This window comes from Pseudotamlana agarivorans (genome assembly GCF_018860245.1).
Lineage (GTDB): Bacteria > Bacteroidota > Bacteroidia > Flavobacteriales > Flavobacteriaceae > Pseudotamlana > Pseudotamlana agarivorans_A.
This window is the reverse complement of record NZ_JAHKPD010000018.1, coordinates 299,936-321,561: the sequence shown is the minus strand read 5'-3', so window position 1 is coordinate 321,561 and position 21,626 is coordinate 299,936. Positions and strand designations below refer to the sequence as shown.

Genomic DNA, 21,626 nt, shown 5'->3' with positions numbered 1-21,626 from the left:
TTAGTTTATTTCTATTGTAATAAAAGTTCTAATTGTTTTTTCCAGTTTTTATAAGCCTCGATGTAAGGCTCCTTATTCCCTAAAGGCTTGTAAGTCATCACATGGTCATTGTTTGTAATGTGATCTCCAAACGTTTTAAAGTCTCCATTAGTTAACCCAACAGCTCTTGCTGCTCCAATGGCCCCCGTAGTATTATAAATTTCGATATCATGCCCAATTAATGTCGCCACGGTATTTGAAAATATTTCAGACCTAAAAAGGTTATCATTTCCTGCACGAATTACTTTAATTTCAGCATGGTCATTTTTCAGGATATCCATACCATAAACAAATGAAAAAGCAATGCCTTCAAGGGCAGCTCGACACAAATGGCCTTCATCATGTTTATTTAAATTAAGGTTGAAAAAGTGTGTTCCAATGGTTTTGTTATCTAGCATCCGTTCTGCACCATTTCCGAAAGGAATCACACAAACACCTTCAGACCCCACGGGCACTTCATTAGCTTTCGCATTCATCGCTTCATAAGAATTTGAAGCTAAATTATCTTTCAACCAACGGTATTGAATCCCTGCACCGTTAATACACAACAACTTCCCTAAGTTTGCATTCTCACTAGTATAATTTACATGTGCAAAATGATTTATTCGCGAGGCTTCTTTAGATTTTTTCTGATTGGTTACAGCATAAATAACACCCGAAGTCCCACCAGTAGCGGCTACTTCACCATCATTAAAAACATTTAAAGACAAGGCATTATTAGGTTGATCGCCCGCACGATAAGTAATAGGGATACCAACAGGAAGTCCTGTTTCTTCAGCGCCTTTTTCATTCACGTGACATTGTGCTGTAAAGTTTTCAACAATATCTGGTGTTAAAGCGGTATCAACCCCATAATATTCTAACAACCAATTAGCAACCTCATCTTTCTTATAATCCCATAAAATGCCTTCTGAAAGTCCGTTTTTAGTGGTATTCATCTCTCCGGTTAATTTTAACGCTATAAAATCGCCAGGTAACATGTATTTATGAATTTTTGAATACACTTCTGGCTCATGATCTCTTACCCACTTCAGTTTTGAAGCTGTAAAATTCCCTGGAGAATTCAGCAACTGGGAAGTACATTTATCATGACCTAAATCGTCAAAAGCCTTATTACCAATTTCTACTGCACGACTATCACACCAAATAATAGAATTTCTTAGCGGTTCTCCAGCCTTATCAACGACAACCAAACCATGCATTTGATATGAAATACCAATGCCTTGAATTTTTGAAGCATCAATATGAGCCTCTTTTATTGCGCGTTTTGTCGCTATACAAATGTAATCCCACCACATATTTGGGTCTTGCTCGGCCCAATTTAATTCTGGTGCCAAAATTTCCATTTCACTGGAAGGCTCGTTAAGTGAAATTATTTGCTGACCAGTAGAGGCGTCTACTATGGCCACTTTCACTGAAGAGCTTCCTAAATCGTATCCTATATAGTACAAACTATTATGTATTAATTGTTGAAGTGTTCTCAAATTTACTAATTAGAGTGCCTTATTTCGACAGATACATTCAAAATTCTAGGTAACACAACGAAACACACAATAAAACAAACCTCTAACATACAGTACATTACACGCGAAAAATACAATACTCAAACGTTTAAGTAAAAAACAGTTATAGCTTTTTTAGTACTTCTGTTAATTAAGCGTCAATCAGAAAATATTATCTATTTTTCTAAGGAAGATATAAAGTCTAACGCACGACTTTCATTGTAATAAATGTTTTTTTTGGAGATAAAACCCACATGTCCGCCATATTTTGGCATTTCTAAATGTAAAAAATCGTTTTCCTTTGCCTCCTTTACAGGGTAACATTCATGAGACAAAAAGGAATCATTTAACGCATTGATAATCAGGGTTGGTGTTTTAATTTTAGGAAGAAATTGTAAACTACTGGATTTGGTATAATAATCTAAACCATCTTTAAAACCATGGGCTTGAGCCGTGTATACATTATCAAAATCAAATAATGTTTTTATTTTTTCAATGGTATCCACACTTAAATCTTCTTGAAACCGTTTCTGCTTATTTTTTAAAGATTCCGAAAGGTGTTTTAAAAACCGGTCATGGAATAACTTATTTTTTAAAGTATGTAGTTCTTTAGCTGAACCATGCAAGTAACAAGGTGCCGAAACCGCAATGGCCGCCTTAATTTGCGCCGGAACTCCATCACCCTCACCTAAATATTTAAGAATCATATTGGCTCCTAAACTGATACCTTTCAAATAGATTTCAGCATAGTTCTTTTCTTTTAGAATGTGATTTATCACATCTTCTAAATCTTCAGTCGCACCAGAATGATAACTTCTATATTTCAAGTTGGTTTCACCACTACATCCTCGAAAGTTAACGCATACGGCATCGATACCATTTTCATTGAAAAGCTTGGCAGTACCTGTCATATACGGACGCTTCCCATTGCCTTCCAAACCGTGCAGTAAAATGATTAACTTATTCGATTTTTCTTCGGAATAACTCCAGTCTAAATCTAAGAAATCACCGTCACGCAAGGTCATGCGTTCACGCTCTTGTTCCAAATCTACGCGGCGAACTAAGCCGGAATATACTGTTGAGACAAAGCCGTTACGGAATAGGAAGAATGGTTTGTATGTGGAATTGAGTATGGGCATGTTTTGACTATTGACTGTTGACTGTTGACTATTGACTGTTGACTGTTGACTGTTGACTGTTGACTGTTGACTGTTGACTGTTGACTGTTGAAAAAACGACTTTAAATTTATAATTCAGAGTTATTAACTTATTAATTATCAACTTTTAATTACTAATTATCAACTGAATTTCTCTGCTAGAATATGAAATTTTTAATTATTACTTTTTAACTATTCATTAAAACCCACTTCCAAATCTGTAAACTTAAAACCAATACCATCAAAAAGCCCTTGGTCACTTAATTTCAATGATGGAATAACGAGCAAAGCCATAAACGACAGTGTCATATACGGTGCTTTTAAAGTACTCCCTAATATTTTTGCCATTTCGTCAAGTTCGGCGTAAGCCTTTCCGATGGTTTCACCGTCTTGGTCACTCATAATTCCGGCTACGGGAAGCGGAACTATTTTTTCTTCGGAAGAAGACACCGCACAAACACCACCTTTATGTTTAATGATTAAGTTCACCGCTTTACAAATCGCTTCATCGCTCACACCTACCACCACAATATTATGCGAATCGTGTCCTACGGAAGCCGCAATAGCCCCTTCCTTCAAACCAAAATTCTTGATAAAAGCTAAGGCTGGTGGCTGGTCCCGATTGCTATCGGGATGATAACGGTTTACCACAGCCATTTTAAGAATATCCGTTTCGGTATTTGATACTAAATTGCCATTTTCAATCGTGGCTTTTTCAATTATTGCGTTTGTTATTAATTGACCTTCTAAGGCTTCAATTACACGGATTTCCTTAGCGGAAGAAGGGATTTCAAATTCAGAAACTATTTTAGCATCACAATGGAAATTATTCAGGTTTTCAAAAGTAACCGTTTCAATTAAAGATTTTCCTTGATCAAAAACCAACTCGCCATTCACATAGGTTTGAAGGGTTTTAAATTCGGATAAATCTTCGAGCACAATAAAATCGGCGGCACCGTCAACTTTTAATTGTCCCACATCCAAATTATAGTGTTTTACCGGATTTACACAAGCCATTTGCAAGACTTTGAACAAATCCACACCCTTTTTAACGGCTCTCGCACATAATTGATTGATATGTCCTATAAGCAAATCGTCTGGATGTTTATCATCACTACAGAACATCATATTTTCAAAATGTTCTGGCGCTAAATCGATTAAAGCTTCAAAATTTTTGGCCGCACTCCCCTCTCTAATCAAAATTTTCATGCCTTTTTGGAGCTTCTCTTGACCTTCCTCGAAAGTAAAACTTTCATGATCGGTATAAATTCCTGCACTAATGTACTTGTCTAGCTTATCGCCAATTACTCCTGGTGCGTGACCATCCACAGGTTTATTAAAGTGTTTGGCCCAAGCTATTTTTTTCAGCACTTCGTCGTCGTCAAAAATAACGCCTGGGTAGTTCATCATTTCCGCAAGGTATTTGATGTCGTCCGACTCTAAAAGCGTTTTTATATCATCGGAATTAATCGTTGCTCCGGCAGACTCAAAAGTGGTTGCGGGTACGCAAGATGGTGCACCAAAATTGAATTTAAAAGGTACTTTTTTACCGTTTTCAATCATGAATTTCACACCTTCAACACCTAAAACATTAGCAATTTCATGCGGGTCGGAAACTGTGGCGACCGTACCATGAACCACCGCCATTTTAGCGAACTCACTAGGTACTAACATCGAACTTTCTATGTGAATGTGTGCATCTACAAAGCCAGGCAGGATATAATTTGTGACGTCGTGGTCTTTTTCAATAATAGAAACTATTTTACCTCCTTCTACACTTATTTCTCCTTTGTAAATTCGTTTGTTTTCTATGTCAACAATTTGTCCTTGTAGTTTCAAAATGCTTTGTTTTTAGTTTTTATTTTACTGAATGCTCGTAAACATATCTAATGTTTCTGTTGTCATTCCGAGGAATCGAGTAATCTCATGAATCAAACAAAGATTCTTCAGTCGTACCTCCTTCTGAATGACAAACCATCAATTTGCTATGAGACCCTGAATCAAGTTCAGGGTGACGTATTAGTTCTGGGTGACAGAATAATTCAGGGTGCCGCATGACTTCTTTCTTGTCATTACAACTTTTCCAATATCTCTATTTTCAATATACTTTCAGTGTTTGGCGTCACTTTAAAACGATTATCTGCACGCCTGTTAAGCACCCAAACAATATCTTCACCAGAACATAAGAGCCAGGTATTTTCTTTATCTAAAAGCGATAATTTTTCATCTTTAAAATACTTGCTTAATTTCTTTTTACCAGTCATTCCCAGCGGATAAAACACATCGCCTTCTTGCTTTTTACGTAAAGTTAAAGGAAACTTCAAAAGGCCTTTATCTACATAAATACAGTTGGTAGGCGTTTCTGAAATCTCTTCTACTTCAGAAAAAACCAGGGTTCCTAATACTGTTTCTACCTTTTTATCTGCTTCTGAAATTTGAATTTCTACTTCAGTTTCAGATTTCATTTCACTCAACAGTAAATGCTCGCGATTTTTCAATAAACGGTATGTATTTGAATAAATTTGTTTGCCTGTTTCAGCATCCAAAAGGTGTAGCACATCATCCCATTCTGTAAATCCGAATTCCTTAAAAGCCTCATATAAATACGGTTTCGGATTTTCTTTTTGTTTGAATTCTGAAATTTTAAACTTCACAATTCCATTCTCAATGCTTTCTATACTTTTATTCAAAAAACCATCGACGGCATGCTCCACAATCACCGCTGTGCCCTGTAAATTATTCAAGGTATTATCGAAACTTTTCAGTAAACTGGGGTTGATTTCTTTTAAAATAGGAATCACCTCGTGGCGCAGTTTATTCCGTAGATATTTCACCGATTTATTACTACTATCATCTCTCCATTGGATGTTATTTTCTTTAGCAAAAGCCTCAATATTCTCACTTGAAAATGGTAATAGCGGACGCACAAACTTACCGTTTACTTCAGGTATTCCGGTTAAACCATCTAAACCTGTACCTCTTGTGAAATTGATTAAAAAAGTTTCTAAATTATCGTCGGCATGATGGGCAGTTAGAATATAATCGTAACCCAATTGTTGCGACAATTCTTCGAACCAATTATAGCGCAACTCACGAGCTGCCATTTGAATGGAACACTTCTGGTCGCTACTGTAATGTTCGGTATCAAAATGCTGCACAAAACACTCTATATTTAAAGCTTCCGCAAGATTTTTAACAAAAGCTTCATCGGCATCACTTTCATCGCCTCTTAAGTTAAAATTGCAGTGCGCTAAGGCAATATTTAAGTCCAATTTCGCGCATAAATGCGTTAAAACCACGCTATCAATTCCGCCAGAAATAGCAATTAAAAGTTTTGCTTTTTTTAAAAAACCGAGGTGGTTTTCGATATGAATTTGTAGTGAATCTAGCATAGTATCAAATATACAACTTTAGTGAAAACGAGTGTTTTTTAGCGTAGCGCTTTTATGACTAAATTCCTGAAATGAGGATTAAAAAACCATTAACACAACTACCCATTAGTCTTTTTGTTCCAAAACCTCTCGCATGGCTTTAGCCTTAATAAGGCACTCTTCGTATTCCTTAAGTGCATCACTTTTAGCTGTAATGGCGCTACCCACCGAGTAAGACACGTATTTTTTAGTGGCGTTGTATAGAATACTTCTAATCACCACATTAAAGTCAAAATCATTGTTAGGTGTAAAATAGCCAATCGCCCCAGAGTACAAACCGCGTTTGGTTTCTTCAAGGTTTTCAATGATTTTCATAGCCGAAATTTTAGGAGCGCCTGTCATGCTCCCCATTGGGAAAGTACTTTTTATAATATCAACCGGATGCGTCGAAACTTCAACTGTTGATGTCACCGTAGAAATCATTTGATGCACTTGTTTAAAGGTATAAATCTTGCACAATTCATCAACTTGAACACTACCCTTTATAGCGGTTTTCGATAAATCATTGCGTACCAAATCAACAATCATGATATTCTCACTACGCTCCTTTTCATCTTTAGCCAAATCAATTTTTAGCTGTTCGTCTTTTTCAGGATTTTTAGAACGTTTGGCCGTACCTTTTATAGGTTCAGAAATTACGCGGGTGCCTTCTTTTTTAAGATAGCGCTCAGGCGAAGCACTCATCACAAACTTATCACCGAGTTTTAAAAAAGTCGCAAATGGTGGTTTTGAAATCTGATTCAACCTGTTGTAAGTAAGCAACGGATTAATCGTCGTATTTTCGGCATAAAACTCCTGACAAAAATTGGCTTCGTAAATCGCGCCATGCTGAATATGCTTAAGCATGGTATTCACCTTTTCGCAATAGGCATCTTTATGAATACGAAGTTTTATTTTTAAGTCTTCGGAAGGGGTTTTTACACTTTTTTCTTCGGAAGAATTTATCGTTTTTAAATCGTCTTCCAATTCGTCATCAACACAATTTAAATACTGAATTTCAACCTGATTATCTTTAAATAAGAAGAGTTTTTTTGGCTGAAAAAAGTAGAGATCAGGAAAACCTAAGCCGTCGAAGTTTTCAGATTTTAAAGCTTCAACATCATTTTTTAAATCGTACGTTAAGTATCCGAAAATCCAGTCTTTAGTTTGCGACTGGTATTCTTTAAGTTTTTCAAAACCATCAAAATAATCGGTTTGAATACTAGTAAAGGCATCAACAGCCAAAACAGCATCATAACTTGAATAATTCTGAGCATAATTGTTAGAATCTAACCAGACCACATCATCAAATTGCTGACTCCAAAGCAGCGCTTTTTCCTTAAACTGCTGAATATCTTCTGGGTTATGAATTTCTTTTGTTCTCAAGCGTACAATTTATGCCGTAAAGTTAGTTAGAATACTTAAAAAAAGGCAAGTTTTGTATCTTAGTTTAAAATTTCCTTTGATGTTTACAATAGAAAACGATTTACTTAAAATAGCCGTTAAAAAAACCGGTGCCGAATTATGCCAAATACAGTCTGCAAAACATGACACCCAATTTATGTGGGACGCCAATCCTGATGTTTGGGGCAGTTTTGCTCCGAATTTATTTCCTATTATCGGTGCTTTAAAAAAAGGATCTTATCATTTTGAAGGTGAATCGTACAGCCTTCCGAAGCATGGCATTATTAGAAACAACCCTAATATTGAACTGCATGAACAAACCGCAAACAGTTTAACTTTTAAATTAGTTTATAATGAAGCGACTTTAAAAATGTATCCTTTTAAGTTTGAATTTTATTTAACCTATACGCTTAAAAACGCTACCATTACCTTAACACATCGTATTAAAAATGCAGACTCAAAGACCATGTATTTTTCACTTGGTGGGCATCCTGCATTTAAGTGTCCTGTTTTTCAAGATGAAACTTACGAAGATTACATTTTAGAGTTTGAGCACCAAGAAAATTCTAGCACCCATCTCATAAACATGGAAAACGGTTTAATTTCTTCTAAAACCAAGCCTATTTTCAATGCTAGTAAAACCTTAGCATTAACCCATGATTTATTTAATGCCGATGCCCTTATTTTTAAGGATTTGAAATCTAACAAAGTAACGCTTAAAAGTAAAAATCATGGCGCTATTTTATCGGTATCATATAAAGATTTCCCATACTTAGGTATTTGGGCAAAACCAGCTGGCAACTACGTTTGCATTGAGCCATGGTTGGGTATTGCAGATCATGAAAACACCAATCAGGATTTTAAAACAAAAGAAGGGATCTTACAATTAGAACCTAACAAAACGTTTGCAGCAAGTTATACTATTGAAATAGACCCAAAGCATTTAACTTAAATAGAATAATAAACGTAACTTTGCCAGCAAAATAGCATACCAAGACTTACTTCTACTAAAAAAGTAGGTCGAAAATTATTCACGGAAACCTCCTTTTTTATGGCTCAATTTCAAGATTTAAATTTAAACACGCCTTTATATAATGCCTTAGACGATTTAGGTTTTACAACGCCAACACCTATTCAAGAACAAGCTTTTAATGTAGTGAGCTCTGGAAAAGATGTGGTAGGAATTGCACAAACAGGAACAGGTAAAACTTTTGCTTACATGTTGCCAATTCTTAGAAACTTGAAGTTTTCGATGCAAGAAAATCCTAGAGTATTAGTTTTAGTGCCTACCCGTGAATTGGTTGTGCAAGTGGTTGATGAAATTGAAAAACTTTCAAAATACATTAACAATCGTGTTTTAGGGGTTTACGGCGGCACCAATATTAACACCCAAAAACAAGCTATTGCTCAAGGTGTTGATATTTTAGTAGCCACACCAGGACGTTTATACGATTTAGCTTTAAGCCGTGTTTTACAACTGAAATCCATTCAGAAATTGGTGATTGATGAAGTTGATGTGATGCTAGATTTAGGGTTTAGACACCAATTAATTAATATTTTTGATATTCTACCGGAACGTCGTCAAAACATTATGTTTTCGGCTACGATGACTCAAGATGTGGATTTATTAATAAACGATTTCTTTAAAACTCCAGAACGTGTTTCTATTGCTATTTCAGGAACACCTTTAGAAAACATCAATCAGTCGCGTTACGATGTGCCAAACTTTTACACGAAAGTTAATTTGTTAACACATTTATTGAGAGATGAAGAAACCTACAACAAAGTACTTGTTTTCGTGGCGTTTAAGCGCATGGCCGATCGTTTATTTGAACAATTAGATGAATTTTTTAAAGAAGAATTATGTGTGATTCACTCTAATAAAACACAGAATTACCGTTTACGTAGTATTGAACAATTTCGAGAAGGTCAAAATCGTATTTTAATCGCTACCGATGTGATGGCACGTGGTTTGGATATAGACAATGTATCGCATGTTATTAATTTTGACACCCCAGAATATCCTGAAAATTACATGCATCGTATTGGTAGAACTGGTCGCGCAGAACGTTTGGGAGAAGCCTTAGTTTTTTCTACTAAAAAAGAACAAGAGTCTATTGAAAATATTGAAGCTTTAATGAAAATGGAAATTCCATTGTTGGAAATCCCAGAAGACGTTCAAATTTCAACAGAACTTATTGAAGAAGAGCGTCCGCAAATAAAAGAACGAAACAACCCTACCAAACGAAAGGATGAAGATGCTCCTGGCCCTGCTTTTCATGACAAGTCAGAAAAGAATTCAAAAGAAAACTTAGGAGGTTCTTACAAATTCAAAATCGCCGCTAAATACAAAAAACCAAAAACAAGAGGCGATAAGAATTATAATAAGCGTAACAAAAAGAAGTAATATCTTTTTGGATTTTGTTGTAACTTTAAATATTGAATGCTTATGTGTTCATCGTTTTTTATGGGTTAACCTTAAAAAACCATATTTACTTGATACAAAATCAAACTTATTTCTTAAATGTCAGATTCTGAAAAGTTTACAAAAACTGCCGATTTACTGCTTGAAATCGGTTCCCTATTAATGATTTCCGGGGCTAATACTAGTAGAATAAATAGAAGCATTGACCGGTTTTCTTCCGCTCTAAATTTTAGTGTTCACAGTTGGATTCATCAAAAAACCATCATTATGACATTAACAGATAATGACACCAAGATGAGCGCAACCAAAGTCTATAATTTACCTCCACATGCTATTAATTTTAAAACGATTTCTGAAATCAGTAAAGCCAGTTGGAAAGCGATAAGGGAAGGTTGGACCATCGATCAAATTGCAACGGAAATAGAGCGTATTAAAAGCCTAGACAGATACTCTAATCTGGTGGTCTTAATTGCGGTAAGTTTTGCTGTAGCAGGCTTCTGCAAAATATTTAATGGAGATTATCTTAATATGACGGTGGCCTTTATTAGTGCGTTTATGGGCTTATTTGTATCACAACAAATACATAAAAAACATTATAACATTTACATTAGAATCTTCTTAGCATCGTTAACTGCATCGTTGGTGGCTTCGGTAGGTATAATTTATAACATTGGTACTAATCCGCAAACTGCGCTAGCGACTTCAATCCTCTTTTTAATACCAGGCGTACCGCTTATTAATTCGTTTACCGACTTATTAGAAAACAACATTTTAAATGGCTTAGCTCGTTTCGCGGTTGGAGCTATGATTGTTCTTGCTATTGCTACCGGACTCTTTCTGGCCATGTATATTTTTTCAATAAATTTAAGTTAATATGACCGATCTTATTTTTCATCTATTAGAGGTTTCGTTTTGGTCTGGCATTGCAGCCGTAGGCTTTGGCATATTATTTAATGTGCCTAGAAAAACCATTTTTACCATTTTTGCTTTGGGCTTTTTAGCAGGACTTATAAAATTTAGCATTTTACAATTTGAGCATCATATTGCGTTGGCAAGTTTAGCAGCCGCTTCTTTTGTAGGATGGGTTAGTATTCCTATTGCTCATAAAATTCACCATCCGCCAGTTGTTTTTTCAATTCCTACTATGATCCCGATGATTCCAGGATATTTTGCCTACGAAACCATTTTATCGATTATGAATTTTGTGTTTATTGAAACAGACCCCGAAAAACGATTGCTTCTTATAGACGCTATGTTTTCACACGGATTTAAAATGATTTATGTCCTGATAGGCTTAACCTTTGGTGTGGCCTTGCCTTTGCTGGTTATGAATAAAGGGAGTATTAAACAGCTTGGTGGGGCACCTTCTTAGGTTGGTGTTTTGGGGTAAAGTTAAAAACAGACTGCTGCTTCGCCCTACAAATAGATTAGAATTATGTAAATTAACTCCTGTTATATTTTATTCTTTGTATTCTAACAAGTCACTAGGTTGACATTCTAGAACTAAGCAAATGGCATTCAAAGTTGAAAAACGAACAGCTTTAGCTTTGTTATTTTTTAAAATTGACAAATTGGCCATAGTAATTCCAACTCTTTCAGAGAGTTCCGATAAGCTCATTTTTCTCTTGGCCATTATCACGTCTAAATTCACAATAATTGCCATAATTATACTGTTAATTTGTTTTCTTCTGAAAGATTATTTCCTTCTTCAAAAATTGCAGCCATGATATAGGCTAACAATGCTAGAATTAAATATGAGAAAATCAAATGTAAACTACTCATACCACCTTGCTGAAAAGTAAGTGCGGAATAACTAGACAGAACAAAAAGTATCAATAAATATTTGCCTATTTTTCTAAAAGAGATCACATTATTTTTATGAAAAGTTTTAATTTGTTTTACAGACTTAATAATCTTTTCAAATTCTTTTGTTACCAAAAAAAGCAAAATAAAAATTGCAGAGCATTGTATAAAATTGATATATAAAGATTTATATTTTAGTTTATTCAAAACAAATACTTCTGAGTCGCTTGGTACTTTTCCATCAACATGAATTTTATAAGAACTAAACTTATTAATGAAAGATTTATTGGAGCTGGTTTTATTCTTAATATCAATATTATTAATAGTAAAATTAGTAAGATCAAGATTGTCATAAGTTGAAGGACTCCACTGAAAATGCACAAATAATCCAGTAACTATTAAAAATATTAAAATATAAATTAAGCGTAATGATTTACATATAATGATTGCAACATTGAGGAGTGTATTTTTCTTCATGATAGTTTGTTTGATGACTTACCCTACAAACATAACAATAAAAAACGAAAAACAATAATATTTTATCGTTTTTCAATAAATATTTATTGAATTTCAGAACAGACATCAGCATCTCAGAAACTGTACCTTGTGGTAAAAACATGATTAATTCCAATCACTTCTACAATCATATATTCATTCTCTTTAGCGAAATATAAATGCAGTAAAAATAAGATCTAAAACAAAAACGAGGCTGTTCTCAAAGAAAACAGCCTCGTTTTAAATTATAATGAAGTCTCTAATTAGATATGCAAAGCACGATCTTCGGTAGCAGCAAGCGCCGCTTCTTTAATCGCTTCAGTAAATGTTGGGTGAGCGTGAGACATACGTGATACGTCTTCCGCGGAAGCGCGATATTCCATCGCCACTACAGCTTCAGCAATCATATCGGCAGCACGAGCTCCAACCATATGTACGCCTAAAATTTCATCAGTAGTTTTATCAGCTAAGATTTTCACAAACCCGTCTAAATCCATACTCGCTCTACTTCTACCTAAAGCACGCATTGGGAAAGATCCTGTTTTGTAAACTACACCAGCTTCTTTTAACTGCTCTTCAGTTTTACCAACTGTAGCAACTTCTGGCCATGTGTAAACGACACCTGGAATTAAGTTATAATCGATATGTGGTTTTTGACCCGCTAAAGATTCAGCAACAAAAACACCTTCTTCTTCAGCTTTATGCGCTAACATCGCGCCTTTAACCACATCTCCAATCGCATATATATTTGATGCGCTAGTTTGTAAGTGATCGTTAACTTCTACACGACCTCTTTCATCTAGCTTCACACCAGCAGCTTCAGCATTTAAACCGTCTGTGTAAGGACGACGACCTACAGAAACTAAACAGTAATCCCCTTTAATTTCTACTTCTTCGCCTTTTTTATTATCTGCTTTAATTACAACCTCGTCGCCTACAGTTTCAACAGACTTTACTTTATGAGACAAGTTCATTTTAAACTTCGCCTTTTTAAGTACTTTGTTTAATTCTTTAGATAAACCAGCATCCATAGTAGGGATGATTCTATCCATATATTCAACAACTGTTACCTCAGCTCCTAAACGCTTGTATACTTGACCAAGCTCTAAACCAATAACGCCACCACCAATAACCACTAAATGTTTAGGGATTTCTTTTAACTTTAAAGCTTCAGTAGATGTAATCACACGCTCTTTATCTAATTTGATAAACGGTAAGCTAGATGGCTTACTTCCTGTTGCGATAATGGTATTTTTTGCTTCAATTTCAGTCGTTTCTTCACCTGCAATTGTAATGTGTGTTGCGTCTTTAAAGCTTCCTAAACCTTGATATACATCAATGTTATTTTTCTTCATAAGAAAATCGATACCACCTGTAGTTTGATCTACAACCGATTGCTTACGTGCAATCATTTTTTCCAAATTCACTTTAATGTCACCTGGAATTTCAATACCATGCTCTTCAAAATGCTTAACCGCATCTTCGTAATGATGAGAAGAATCTAAAAGTGCTTTACTTGGGATACATCCCACGTTTAAACAGGTTCCTCCCAGCGTTGCATATTTTTCTATAATGGCCGTTTTCATGCCTAATTGTGCGCAACGAATCGCTGCTACATATCCTCCAGGACCCGAGCCAATAACGGCTACATCGTATGAATTCATAATATATTTTTGAAATTATCTTAAATTAATGTCAGAATCAAAAATACGAATGTTTTACGCTTCAACAATAAAAATTGAGGCTTTATAAAGTGAATTTATAATTTCTAAATTTATACTAAGGTATATTCCTAATATCCTAAAAAACTTTCTAAATACAGGTTTTCTTCTACGAAACTAAAATATACGCATAACATTATTTTTTAACTATGTAGCTAAATTATCAGCAAGATAGTGAACCAAAACATACATTATCGGCAATAAATTTGTATTTTATATAGATTAATTATTAACTAATTTTTTTATTATGGAAGATCATATTTATAAAATAATCGAAATTGTTGGTACCTCTGATAAATCCAGTGACGATGCCGTGACTAATGCCTTAAACAAAGCTTCTAAATCCATTCAAAACTTAAGATGGTTTGAAGTTACCAATACCAGAGGAAATATTAAAGACGGAAAAGTGGATAGATGGCAAGTAACTATCAAGCTAGGTTTTACAATGAAAGCATAGTATTCCATGTAAACTACAACAAAATTAGCAACGAAAACGCAGTTTATAGAAGACACAAATTAAAAATTGTTTAGTTTTGTGCTTCATGCAAAAAAAAATAAACATACAGAATAAAAAAGCACGGTTTCAATATGAAATTTTAGATAAGTATACTGCTGGCATTGTGTTAACGGGTACCGAAATAAAATCCATTAGAAACAGTAGGGCTTCTATTGCCGAAAGCTTTTGTGAATTTAATGAGAAGGGCGAGCTTTTTGTTATAAACATGACCATTGAAGAATACATTTATGGCACCTACTACAACCATAAGCCAAAAGCAGAGCGCAAACTTTTACTAAACAAAAAGGAGCTTAAAAAGTTAAGCAAGGAAGTTCAAAATACGGGACTTACCATTATTCCGCTACGCATGTTTATTACAGATCGCGGTTTTGCTAAACTAGATATAGCGTTGGCGAAAGGTAAAAAATTGTATGATAAACGTGAAACTATTAAAGATCGTGATAACAAAAGGAATTTAGATCGGGTTAAAAAAATATATAAGTAATTCATGATTTTGACGTTAAAGTTGACACCTCTTGACAAATCAATTCTTACCATGAGATTAAAAAGATTAACAACACTTTTTATATTGGCATTTGCCTTTAACCTACACGCTCAGAAAGAAAAAAAAACAGATACTAGCGCTGTTAAAAAAGCAGTTTTCACTGTAAATAAGAAATCGGCCCTAACCTTAAACAGTACTATAAAAACGTATTATGATGTTGTTTCGGCAAAAAAGGATACGGTAAGAAACTGGAAACAATTTAAATATTTATTTAAGAAAGACGCCAAACTTATCCCTAGCGGAAAAGACAAAATGGGTGTTTACCACGTGGGGTATTTATCACCTGATGACTACAAGAAAAAATCTACTGTATGGTTTAAAGAAAATGGGTTCATTCAAAATGAAATACACCGAAAAACAGAAATATTCGGCAATATGGCACAGGTATTTAGCACTTTTGAAGCCTACCATGATTTATCGGATGAAGAACCTTTTTTAAGAGGTATCAATAGTTTTCAACTGTTATACGATGAAGAACGCTGGTGGATTATCAATATCTATTGGACACATGAAACGCATCGAAACCTCATCCCAAAAGACTATTTACCTAGAAAAGGGAGGTATTAGTTGTTGGTTTCTGGTTGTTGGTTATTGGTCGCTTACTCTTGCAGGGTTGTTACGCTGAGCTGCTCTGAGATTTCGCAGAGGTTGACTTTTGACACGAATTACACTAATTTTAACGAATATTTTGCGTTGTCCAGCTTTGCGGCCTTGCGACTTTGCGAGAAACTGGTTTCTAGTTGTTGGCGGCTTACTCTTGCGGGGTTGTTACGCTGAGCTGCTCTGAGATTTCGCAGAGGTTTACTTTTGACACGAATTACACTAATTTTAACGAATATTTAGCGTTGTCCAGCTTTGCGGCCTTGCGACTTTGCGAGAAAATGGTTTCTGGTTGTTGGCGGCTTACTCTTGCGAGGTTATTACACAGAGCTGCTCTGAGATTTCGCAGAGGTTTACTTTTGACACGAATTACACTAATTTAACGAATATTTTACGTTGTCCAGCTTTGCGGCCTTGCGACTTTGCGAGAAAATGGTTTCTGGTTGTTGGCGGCTTACTCTTGCGAGGTTATTACACAGAGCTGAACTGAGATTTCGCAGAGGTTGACTTTTGACACGAATTACACTAATTTTAACGAATATTTTGCGTTGTCCAGCTTTGCGGCCTTGCGACTTTGCGAGAAACTGGTTTCTAGTTGTTAGTTGCTTACTCTTGCGGGGTTATTACACAGAGCTGCACTGAGATTTCACAGAGAACCACAGAGGATTTTTAAACACAGATTTCATTGATTTCTTTACGATTCACGTCTTTGTTTATCTATGTCTTGGGCTATATTTTATTGCTTATCAGAAGCGTTCTCGACTCCGCTAGAACATCGATTTGATGTTTCGTGACGGTCTTCGAGCGGAGTGGAGAAGCGTTTTTTTGTATCTACGACCTGAGGTCTCGACGACTTACGACTTGAAATTTTCTAATTAATTTTTATCCTCTAATAGCGGCACAAATCGAAATTCACCTAATTCTTCTTGTTCAAATTCTTTAGGCCCTTTTCTAGTAATCATGTTCATGATCTGCACATCATCACCAACAGGGATGATTAACCGCGCTCCAACTTTTAATTGCTTTAATAAAGGCTTTGGCACATAAGGTGCTCCAGCGGTTACAATAATACCATCATAAGGTGCTTCTTCCTCCAAACCAATATAGCCATCTCCAAAAACAAATTTCTTGGCGCGATAACCCAATTTTGGTAAAAAACGGCTGGTAATTTTAAATAATTCATGCTGGCGTTCAATACTATAAACACGTGCTCCCAATTCACAAAGCACCGCGGTTTGATACCCACTACCCGTGCCAATTTCTAGAATTTTATCGCCTCTTTTTATTTGAAGTAATTCCGATTGAAAAGCCACCGTATAAGGCTGAGAAATGGTTTGATCGGCTGCAATAGGAAAAGCCTTATCTTGATAAGCATGGTCTAAAAAACTAGAATCCATGAACAAATGACGTGGAATTTTACCAATCGCTTTTAAAACGCTTGGATCTTTTATTCCTTTATTTATCAACACATTAACGAGTTGCTGACGTAATCCCTGATGTCTAAATGTATCTTTCAATTTGGTTGGAGGTTTGGCATACAAAAATACGTCAACCTTTTTAAGAGCAAACCCTTTTTTGAAATTTATTTTTCATTTTATGAATGCAAAAAATTAAACTTCAAATACGCAACATCGTGTTTTAATTATCTTATTTTTGTTGAAAACCTAAATAATTATGCTAAAAGCTGGAGTACTAGGTGCGGGACACTTGGGTAAAATTCATTTAAGACTTCTTAATCAATCTGAAAAATACAATCTTATTGGTTTTTATGATGCTGATGAAGAAAACGGCAAGAAGGTTGAAGCCGAATTTGGCTATAAATTTTTCAATACGATCGACGCCCTTATTGATGCTGTGGATATCGTGGATATCGTAACCCCTACACTGTCGCATTACGATTGCGCAAAACAAGCCATTTCTAAAGGCAAACACATATTTATAGAGAAACCCATTACCAATACCGTTGAAGAAGCCGAACACATTCGTGAACTTTTAGCGGAACATAATTTACGCGGACAAGTAGGCCACGTAGAACGTTTCAACCCGGCCTTTATGGCTATTAAAAACGATATTAAATCGCCTATGTTTATCGAAACGCATCGTTTGGCTGAATTTAACCCTAGAGGTACCGATGTTCCCGTGGTTTTAGATTTAATGATTCACGATATCGACATAATATTAAGCATTGTAAAATCTAAAGTAAAGCACGTTTCGGCAAGTGGCGTTTCGGTAATTAGTGAAACACCGGATATTGCCAATGCACGACTAGAATTTGAAAATGGTTGTGTGGCTAACCTAACAGCCAGCCGTATTTCACTTAAAAAAATGCGAAAAGCACGTTTCTTCCAAAAGGACGCTTATATTTCAGTTGATTTTTTAACTAAGAAATGTGAGGTTGTTAAAATGAAAGATGCTCCTGAAAATCCTGGAGATTTCGATATGATTCTTCAAAATGCTGAAGGCGTAAAAAAACAAATCTATTTCGATAACCCTGAAGTGCCTGATAGCAACTCTATTTTAGATGAATTAGAAACTTTTGCCGATGCGGTGAATCACAACAAAACGCCAATTGTATCTTTACATGACGGTACCGAGGCACTTCGTGTAGCGACTCAAATAATAAACTGTTTCTAAATGAAAAATGTTGCAATTATAGGTGCTGGAACTATGGGCAACGGTATTGCTCATACTTTTGCTCAGAATGGATTTAAGGTAAACCTGATTGATGTAAATAACGATGCTTTAAAAAAAGGCATTCAAACGATTACAACCAATTTGGACCGTATGGTGAACAAAGAAAAAATCTCCGAAACGGAAAAATCAACCACTTTAAGCAACATAAAAACCTTTACCAATTTAAAAAATGGCGTTTCTAAAGCCGATTTAATTGTTGAAGCTGCTACCGAAAATTTAGAATTAAAACTTAAGATATTTAAAGACATAGACGAAGCTTGTTTAGATAGCGCCATTTTAGCAACAAACACCTCCTCAATTTCCATCACTCAAATAGCGGCAGCCACATCAAACCCAGAACGTGTAATTGGTATGCATTTTATGAATCCGGTGCCCATTATGAAATTAGTGGAAATTATTCGAGGCTACAACACCAGTGATGTGGTTACAAATAGTATCATGGCACTTTCGAAAACCTTAGGAAAAGAACCTGTTGAAGTGAACGATTACCCAGGCTTTGTAGCCAATCGCATTTTAATGCCCATGCTAAATGAATCGATTGAAACCTTATACAATGGCGTGGCTGGTGTTTATGAAATCGATACGGTTATGAAACTAGGTATGGCACACCCTATGGGCCCCTTACAATTAGCAGATTTTATTGGTTTAGACGTTTGTTTATCGATCTTAAACGTGATGTATGAGGGTTTTAAAAACCCTAAATACGCACCCTGCCCCTTATTAGTAAATATGGTACGTGCTGGAAAATTAGGTGTAAAATCGGGAGAAGGTTTTTATGATTATACCGAAAGTAGAAAGGCCGAAAAAATTGCCAAACAGTTCATAAAAGCTTAAAATCCATTTTCTTTTAACTGAAATTTAAAATCTTGTAGTTTACTAACACAACAAGAAAAACAAAATATATGACAAGCATTTCAGAAAACCTGAAAAACATAAAATCTACGCTTCCAGATCATGTTACCTTGGTAGCGGTTTCAAAAACAAAACCTGTAAGCGATTTAACGGAAGCTTACAATGCTGGTCAGCGTATTTTTGGAGAGAATAAAATCCAAGAAATGGCCGAAAAACATGAAAACATGCCAAAGGATATTCAGTGGCATATGATTGGTCATGTACAGCGAAATAAAGTGAAATATATGGCAGAATTTGTGTCTTTAATTCATGGTGTTGATAATTTCAAGTTATTAAAGGAAATAAATAAGCAAGCCGAAAAACACAGTAGAACGATTGATTGTTTGCTTCAGATAAAAATTGCTTCAGAAGAATCTAAATTCGGTATGACATTATCTAATGCGGAAGATATCCTCCATTCGGAAGACTTTTCAGCATTAAAAAACATTAAAGTAACCGGCGTAATGGGCATGGCAACTTTTACGGAAGATGACGCTCAAATTAAATCAGAATTTAATAAATTAAAATCAGCTTTCGATAGCTTAAAAAACATAGAACACCCTAACTTTAAACCCGAAACCATTAGCATGGGCATGAGTGGCGATTATAAATTAGCCATAGCATGTGGCAGCACCATGGTTCGTGTTGGAAGTAGTATATTTGGACATAGGAGTTGATAATGAATGAATAATTAAAAATTAAAAGTGAATAATGAAGAGTGACCGAAGACGGAAGACCATTGACCATTGACCATTGACTGTTGACTATTGACCATTGACTATTGACCATTGACCATTGACTATTGAAAAATGATTATTGACCATTGACTATTGACCATTGACTATTGACTATTGACTATTGACCATTGACCATTGACTATTGACTATTGACTATTGAAAAATGATTATTAAAATTGACAAATAAACTTTTAACAACATAACTACTTAACTCCTATAACTACTTTAACAACATAACTACTTAACTACTATAACTACTATAACTACTTAACTACTAGAACTACTTAACTACTTAAAAACACATATTGTACGCCATACTAGACATAGAAACAACGGGAGGGAAATTTAACGAAGAAGGCATTACCGAAATAGCCATCTATAAATTTGACGGTCATGAAGTGGTCGATCAGTTTATAAGCTTAATCAACCCAGAGCGTGAAATCCAACCATTTGTAGTGAACCTCACGGGTATTAACAGCAATATGCTTAAGAATGCACCGAAGTTTTATGAGGTTGCGAAACGTATTGTAGAAATTACCGAAGGTTGTATTCTAGTCGCCCATAATGCGCAATTTGATTACAGAATTTTATCTACGGAATTTCGTCGTTTAGGCTTTGACTATGAGCGTAAATCCTTATGTACGGTAGAACTTTCTAAAGATTTAATTCCCGGACAAGCTTCTTACAGCTTAGGGAAATTAGTGCGTTCGCTGGGCATTCCTGTTACCGACAGACACCGTGCTTCTGGTGATGCCTTGGCCACTGTAAAACTATTCAAATTACTCTTAGATAAAGACACGACAAAAACAATTATTAAAAACGCCATACGTTTAAGTCCGAAACAAAAGTTAGCACCCAAACATCTTGATATCATTGCCGAAATGCCTTCAATCACAGGAGTGTATTACATGCATCAAGAAGATGGTGAGATTATATATATTGGTAAAAGCAATAATATAAAAAAACGCATTAATCAGCATTTCACGAACAATAGTTCCAAAGGCAAAAAACTTCAAGCCAAAGTTTCGGCGGTTACCTACGAAGCGACGGGCAGTGAATTGGTAGCGCTTTTAAAAGAAAGCGAAGCTATAAAACGGTTAAAACCGAAGTTTAACAGGGCTTTACGACGTTCTGTTTTTACTTATGCCTTATACTCGTTTGTAGACGAAAACGGGTACATCAATTTGAAAGTTGATAAGGCCGACGGCCGAAAAAAAGCCATCACAACTTTTAGTAATTTACAAAGTGGTAAAAGTTTTATCACCCGAGCAGTTGAAGAGTTTCAATTGTGTCAAAAACTTGCTGGTATTTACAAAACAAAAACCAGTTGTTTTCATTACGATATTAAAACCTGTAATGGGGCTTGTATTCAAAAAGAATCTCCTGAAACCTATAACAAACGTGTTCAAGCGCTTATCTCGAAATACAGCTACGCTAACAAAAACATGGTTATTATCGATCGCGGACGAGATATCGACGAACGCAGTGCTATACTTATAGAAAACGGGGTATTTAAAGGCATTGGTTTCTACAATCTAAACTACCAAATTAATAACCTAGAAGTTCTGGAATCCATCATTACGACTATGGAAAACAACCGCGATTCACAACATATTATTCAAAGCTATTTGCGTAAAAACAAGCGTTTAAAAATTATCAACTTCGAATAAAAATTAAGAGCCACCAC

The 21,626-nt window shown here is 35.4% G+C and carries 20 protein-coding genes; 11 read left to right on the top strand and 9 right to left on the bottom strand.

Translation table 11 applies throughout. The features are described from left to right. Positions 1 to 11: 11 nt before the first annotated feature. The 5 genes from KO493_RS12460 to KO493_RS12440 all read right to left on the bottom strand — a co-directional run bounded on the left by KO493_RS12460 (position 12) and on the right by KO493_RS12440 (position 7,494). On the bottom strand, positions 12 to 1,490 hold the full coding sequence (locus KO493_RS12460; RefSeq protein ID WP_216068513.1) for a xylulokinase: 1,479 nt from the start codon (positions 1,488 to 1,490) through the stop codon (positions 12 to 14). Between the two features lie 227 nt (positions 1,491 to 1,717). Continuing rightward, positions 1,718 to 2,680, bottom strand: coding sequence for a YheT family hydrolase (locus tag KO493_RS12455; protein WP_216068295.1), 963 nt, complete (start codon positions 2,678 to 2,680; stop codon positions 1,718 to 1,720). 210 nt (positions 2,681 to 2,890) lie between these two features. Then, positions 2,891 to 4,537, bottom strand: a complete 1,647-nt coding sequence (gene ade, locus KO493_RS12450; protein WP_216068294.1) for an adenine deaminase — start codon at positions 4,535 to 4,537, stop codon at positions 2,891 to 2,893. A gap of 233 nt (positions 4,538 to 4,770) precedes the next feature. Then, positions 4,771 to 6,090 carry a tRNA lysidine(34) synthetase TilS gene (gene tilS / locus KO493_RS12445; protein WP_216068293.1) on the bottom strand — a complete coding sequence of 440 codons (1,320 nt, stop codon included), beginning with the start codon at positions 6,088 to 6,090 and terminating at the stop codon, positions 4,771 to 4,773. A gap of 105 nt (positions 6,091 to 6,195) precedes the next feature. After that, positions 6,196 to 7,494 carry an anthranilate synthase component I family protein gene (locus KO493_RS12440; RefSeq protein WP_216068292.1) on the bottom strand — a complete coding sequence of 433 codons (1,299 nt, stop codon included), beginning with the start codon at positions 7,492 to 7,494 and terminating at the stop codon, positions 6,196 to 6,198. 79 nt (positions 7,495 to 7,573) lie between these two features. Between KO493_RS12440 and KO493_RS12435 the strand changes: the two genes are divergently transcribed. From KO493_RS12435 to KO493_RS12420, 4 genes are all read left to right on the top strand, one after another. After that, positions 7,574 to 8,464, top strand: coding sequence for an aldose 1-epimerase family protein (locus KO493_RS12435; protein WP_216068291.1), 891 nt, complete (start codon positions 7,574 to 7,576; stop codon positions 8,462 to 8,464). Between the two features lie 99 nt (positions 8,465 to 8,563). Then, a complete protein-coding gene (locus tag KO493_RS12430; RefSeq protein ID WP_216068290.1) occupies positions 8,564 to 9,919 on the top strand; it encodes a DEAD/DEAH box helicase in 1,356 nt (451 codons plus the stop codon). 117 nt (positions 9,920 to 10,036) lie between these two features. Beyond that, the gene (locus tag KO493_RS12425) at positions 10,037 to 10,810 is read left to right on the top strand and encodes a threonine/serine ThrE exporter family protein (RefSeq protein WP_216068289.1); all 774 of its coding nucleotides are present in this window, start codon (positions 10,037 to 10,039) and stop codon (positions 10,808 to 10,810) included. A gap of 1 nt (position 10,811) precedes the next feature. Further along, on the top strand, positions 10,812 to 11,309 hold the full coding sequence (locus KO493_RS12420; RefSeq protein WP_216068288.1) for a threonine/serine exporter family protein: 498 nt from the start codon (positions 10,812 to 10,814) through the stop codon (positions 11,307 to 11,309). An 87-nt stretch (positions 11,310 to 11,396) separates the two neighbouring features. Here KO493_RS12420 and KO493_RS12415 read toward each other — a convergent pair whose 3' ends face one another. The 3 genes from KO493_RS12415 to lpdA all read right to left on the bottom strand — a co-directional run bounded on the left by KO493_RS12415 (position 11,397) and on the right by lpdA (position 13,899). After that, on the bottom strand, positions 11,397 to 11,600 hold the full coding sequence (locus KO493_RS12415; RefSeq protein WP_216068287.1) for a helix-turn-helix domain-containing protein: 204 nt from the start codon (positions 11,598 to 11,600) through the stop codon (positions 11,397 to 11,399). A 2-nt stretch (positions 11,601 to 11,602) separates the two neighbouring features. Further along, positions 11,603 to 12,217 carry a DUF2975 domain-containing protein gene (locus tag KO493_RS12410; protein WP_216068286.1) on the bottom strand — a complete coding sequence of 205 codons (615 nt, stop codon included), beginning with the start codon at positions 12,215 to 12,217 and terminating at the stop codon, positions 11,603 to 11,605. A gap of 281 nt (positions 12,218 to 12,498) precedes the next feature. Continuing rightward, positions 12,499 to 13,899 carry a dihydrolipoyl dehydrogenase gene (lpdA, locus tag KO493_RS12405; RefSeq protein WP_216068285.1) on the bottom strand — a complete coding sequence of 467 codons (1,401 nt, stop codon included), beginning with the start codon at positions 13,897 to 13,899 and terminating at the stop codon, positions 12,499 to 12,501. A gap of 304 nt (positions 13,900 to 14,203) precedes the next feature. Here lpdA and KO493_RS12400 point away from each other — a divergent pair, with 304 nt between their 5' ends. The 3 genes from KO493_RS12400 (at position 14,204) to KO493_RS12390 (ending at position 15,584) form a co-directional block, all read left to right on the top strand. Next, a complete protein-coding gene (locus KO493_RS12400; RefSeq protein ID WP_216068284.1) occupies positions 14,204 to 14,413 on the top strand; it encodes a dodecin in 210 nt (69 codons plus the stop codon). 85 nt (positions 14,414 to 14,498) lie between these two features. Then, positions 14,499 to 14,957, top strand: a complete 459-nt coding sequence (gene smpB / locus KO493_RS12395) for an SsrA-binding protein SmpB (protein ID WP_216068283.1) — start codon at positions 14,499 to 14,501, stop codon at positions 14,955 to 14,957. A 51-nt stretch (positions 14,958 to 15,008) separates the two neighbouring features. Next, positions 15,009 to 15,584, top strand: a complete 576-nt coding sequence (locus KO493_RS12390; protein WP_216068282.1) for a hypothetical protein — start codon at positions 15,009 to 15,011, stop codon at positions 15,582 to 15,584. Between the two features lie 908 nt (positions 15,585 to 16,492). Here KO493_RS12390 and KO493_RS12385 read toward each other — a convergent pair. Continuing rightward, positions 16,493 to 17,134: a protein-L-isoaspartate(D-aspartate) O-methyltransferase gene (locus tag KO493_RS12385; protein ID WP_216068281.1), complete on the bottom strand. Its 642-nt coding sequence runs from the start codon at positions 17,132 to 17,134 to the stop codon at positions 16,493 to 16,495. A gap of 157 nt (positions 17,135 to 17,291) precedes the next feature. Between KO493_RS12385 and KO493_RS12380 the strand changes: the two genes are divergently transcribed. The 4 genes from KO493_RS12380 (at position 17,292) to KO493_RS12365 (ending at position 21,609) form a co-directional block, all read left to right on the top strand. Next, the gene (locus tag KO493_RS12380; protein WP_216068280.1) at positions 17,292 to 18,251 is read left to right on the top strand and encodes a Gfo/Idh/MocA family protein; all 960 of its coding nucleotides are present in this window, start codon (positions 17,292 to 17,294) and stop codon (positions 18,249 to 18,251) included. After that, the gene (locus tag KO493_RS12375; protein WP_216068279.1) at positions 18,252 to 19,145 is read left to right on the top strand and encodes a 3-hydroxyacyl-CoA dehydrogenase family protein; all 894 of its coding nucleotides are present in this window, start codon (positions 18,252 to 18,254) and stop codon (positions 19,143 to 19,145) included. It begins immediately after the preceding gene. A gap of 68 nt (positions 19,146 to 19,213) precedes the next feature. After that, positions 19,214 to 19,879, top strand: a complete 666-nt coding sequence (locus KO493_RS12370) for a YggS family pyridoxal phosphate-dependent enzyme (protein ID WP_216068278.1) — start codon at positions 19,214 to 19,216, stop codon at positions 19,877 to 19,879. 365 nt (positions 19,880 to 20,244) lie between these two features. Next, a complete protein-coding gene (locus tag KO493_RS12365; RefSeq protein ID WP_216068277.1) occupies positions 20,245 to 21,609 on the top strand; it encodes an exonuclease domain-containing protein in 1,365 nt (454 codons plus the stop codon). The last annotated feature ends 17 nt before the right edge of the window (positions 21,610 to 21,626 follow it).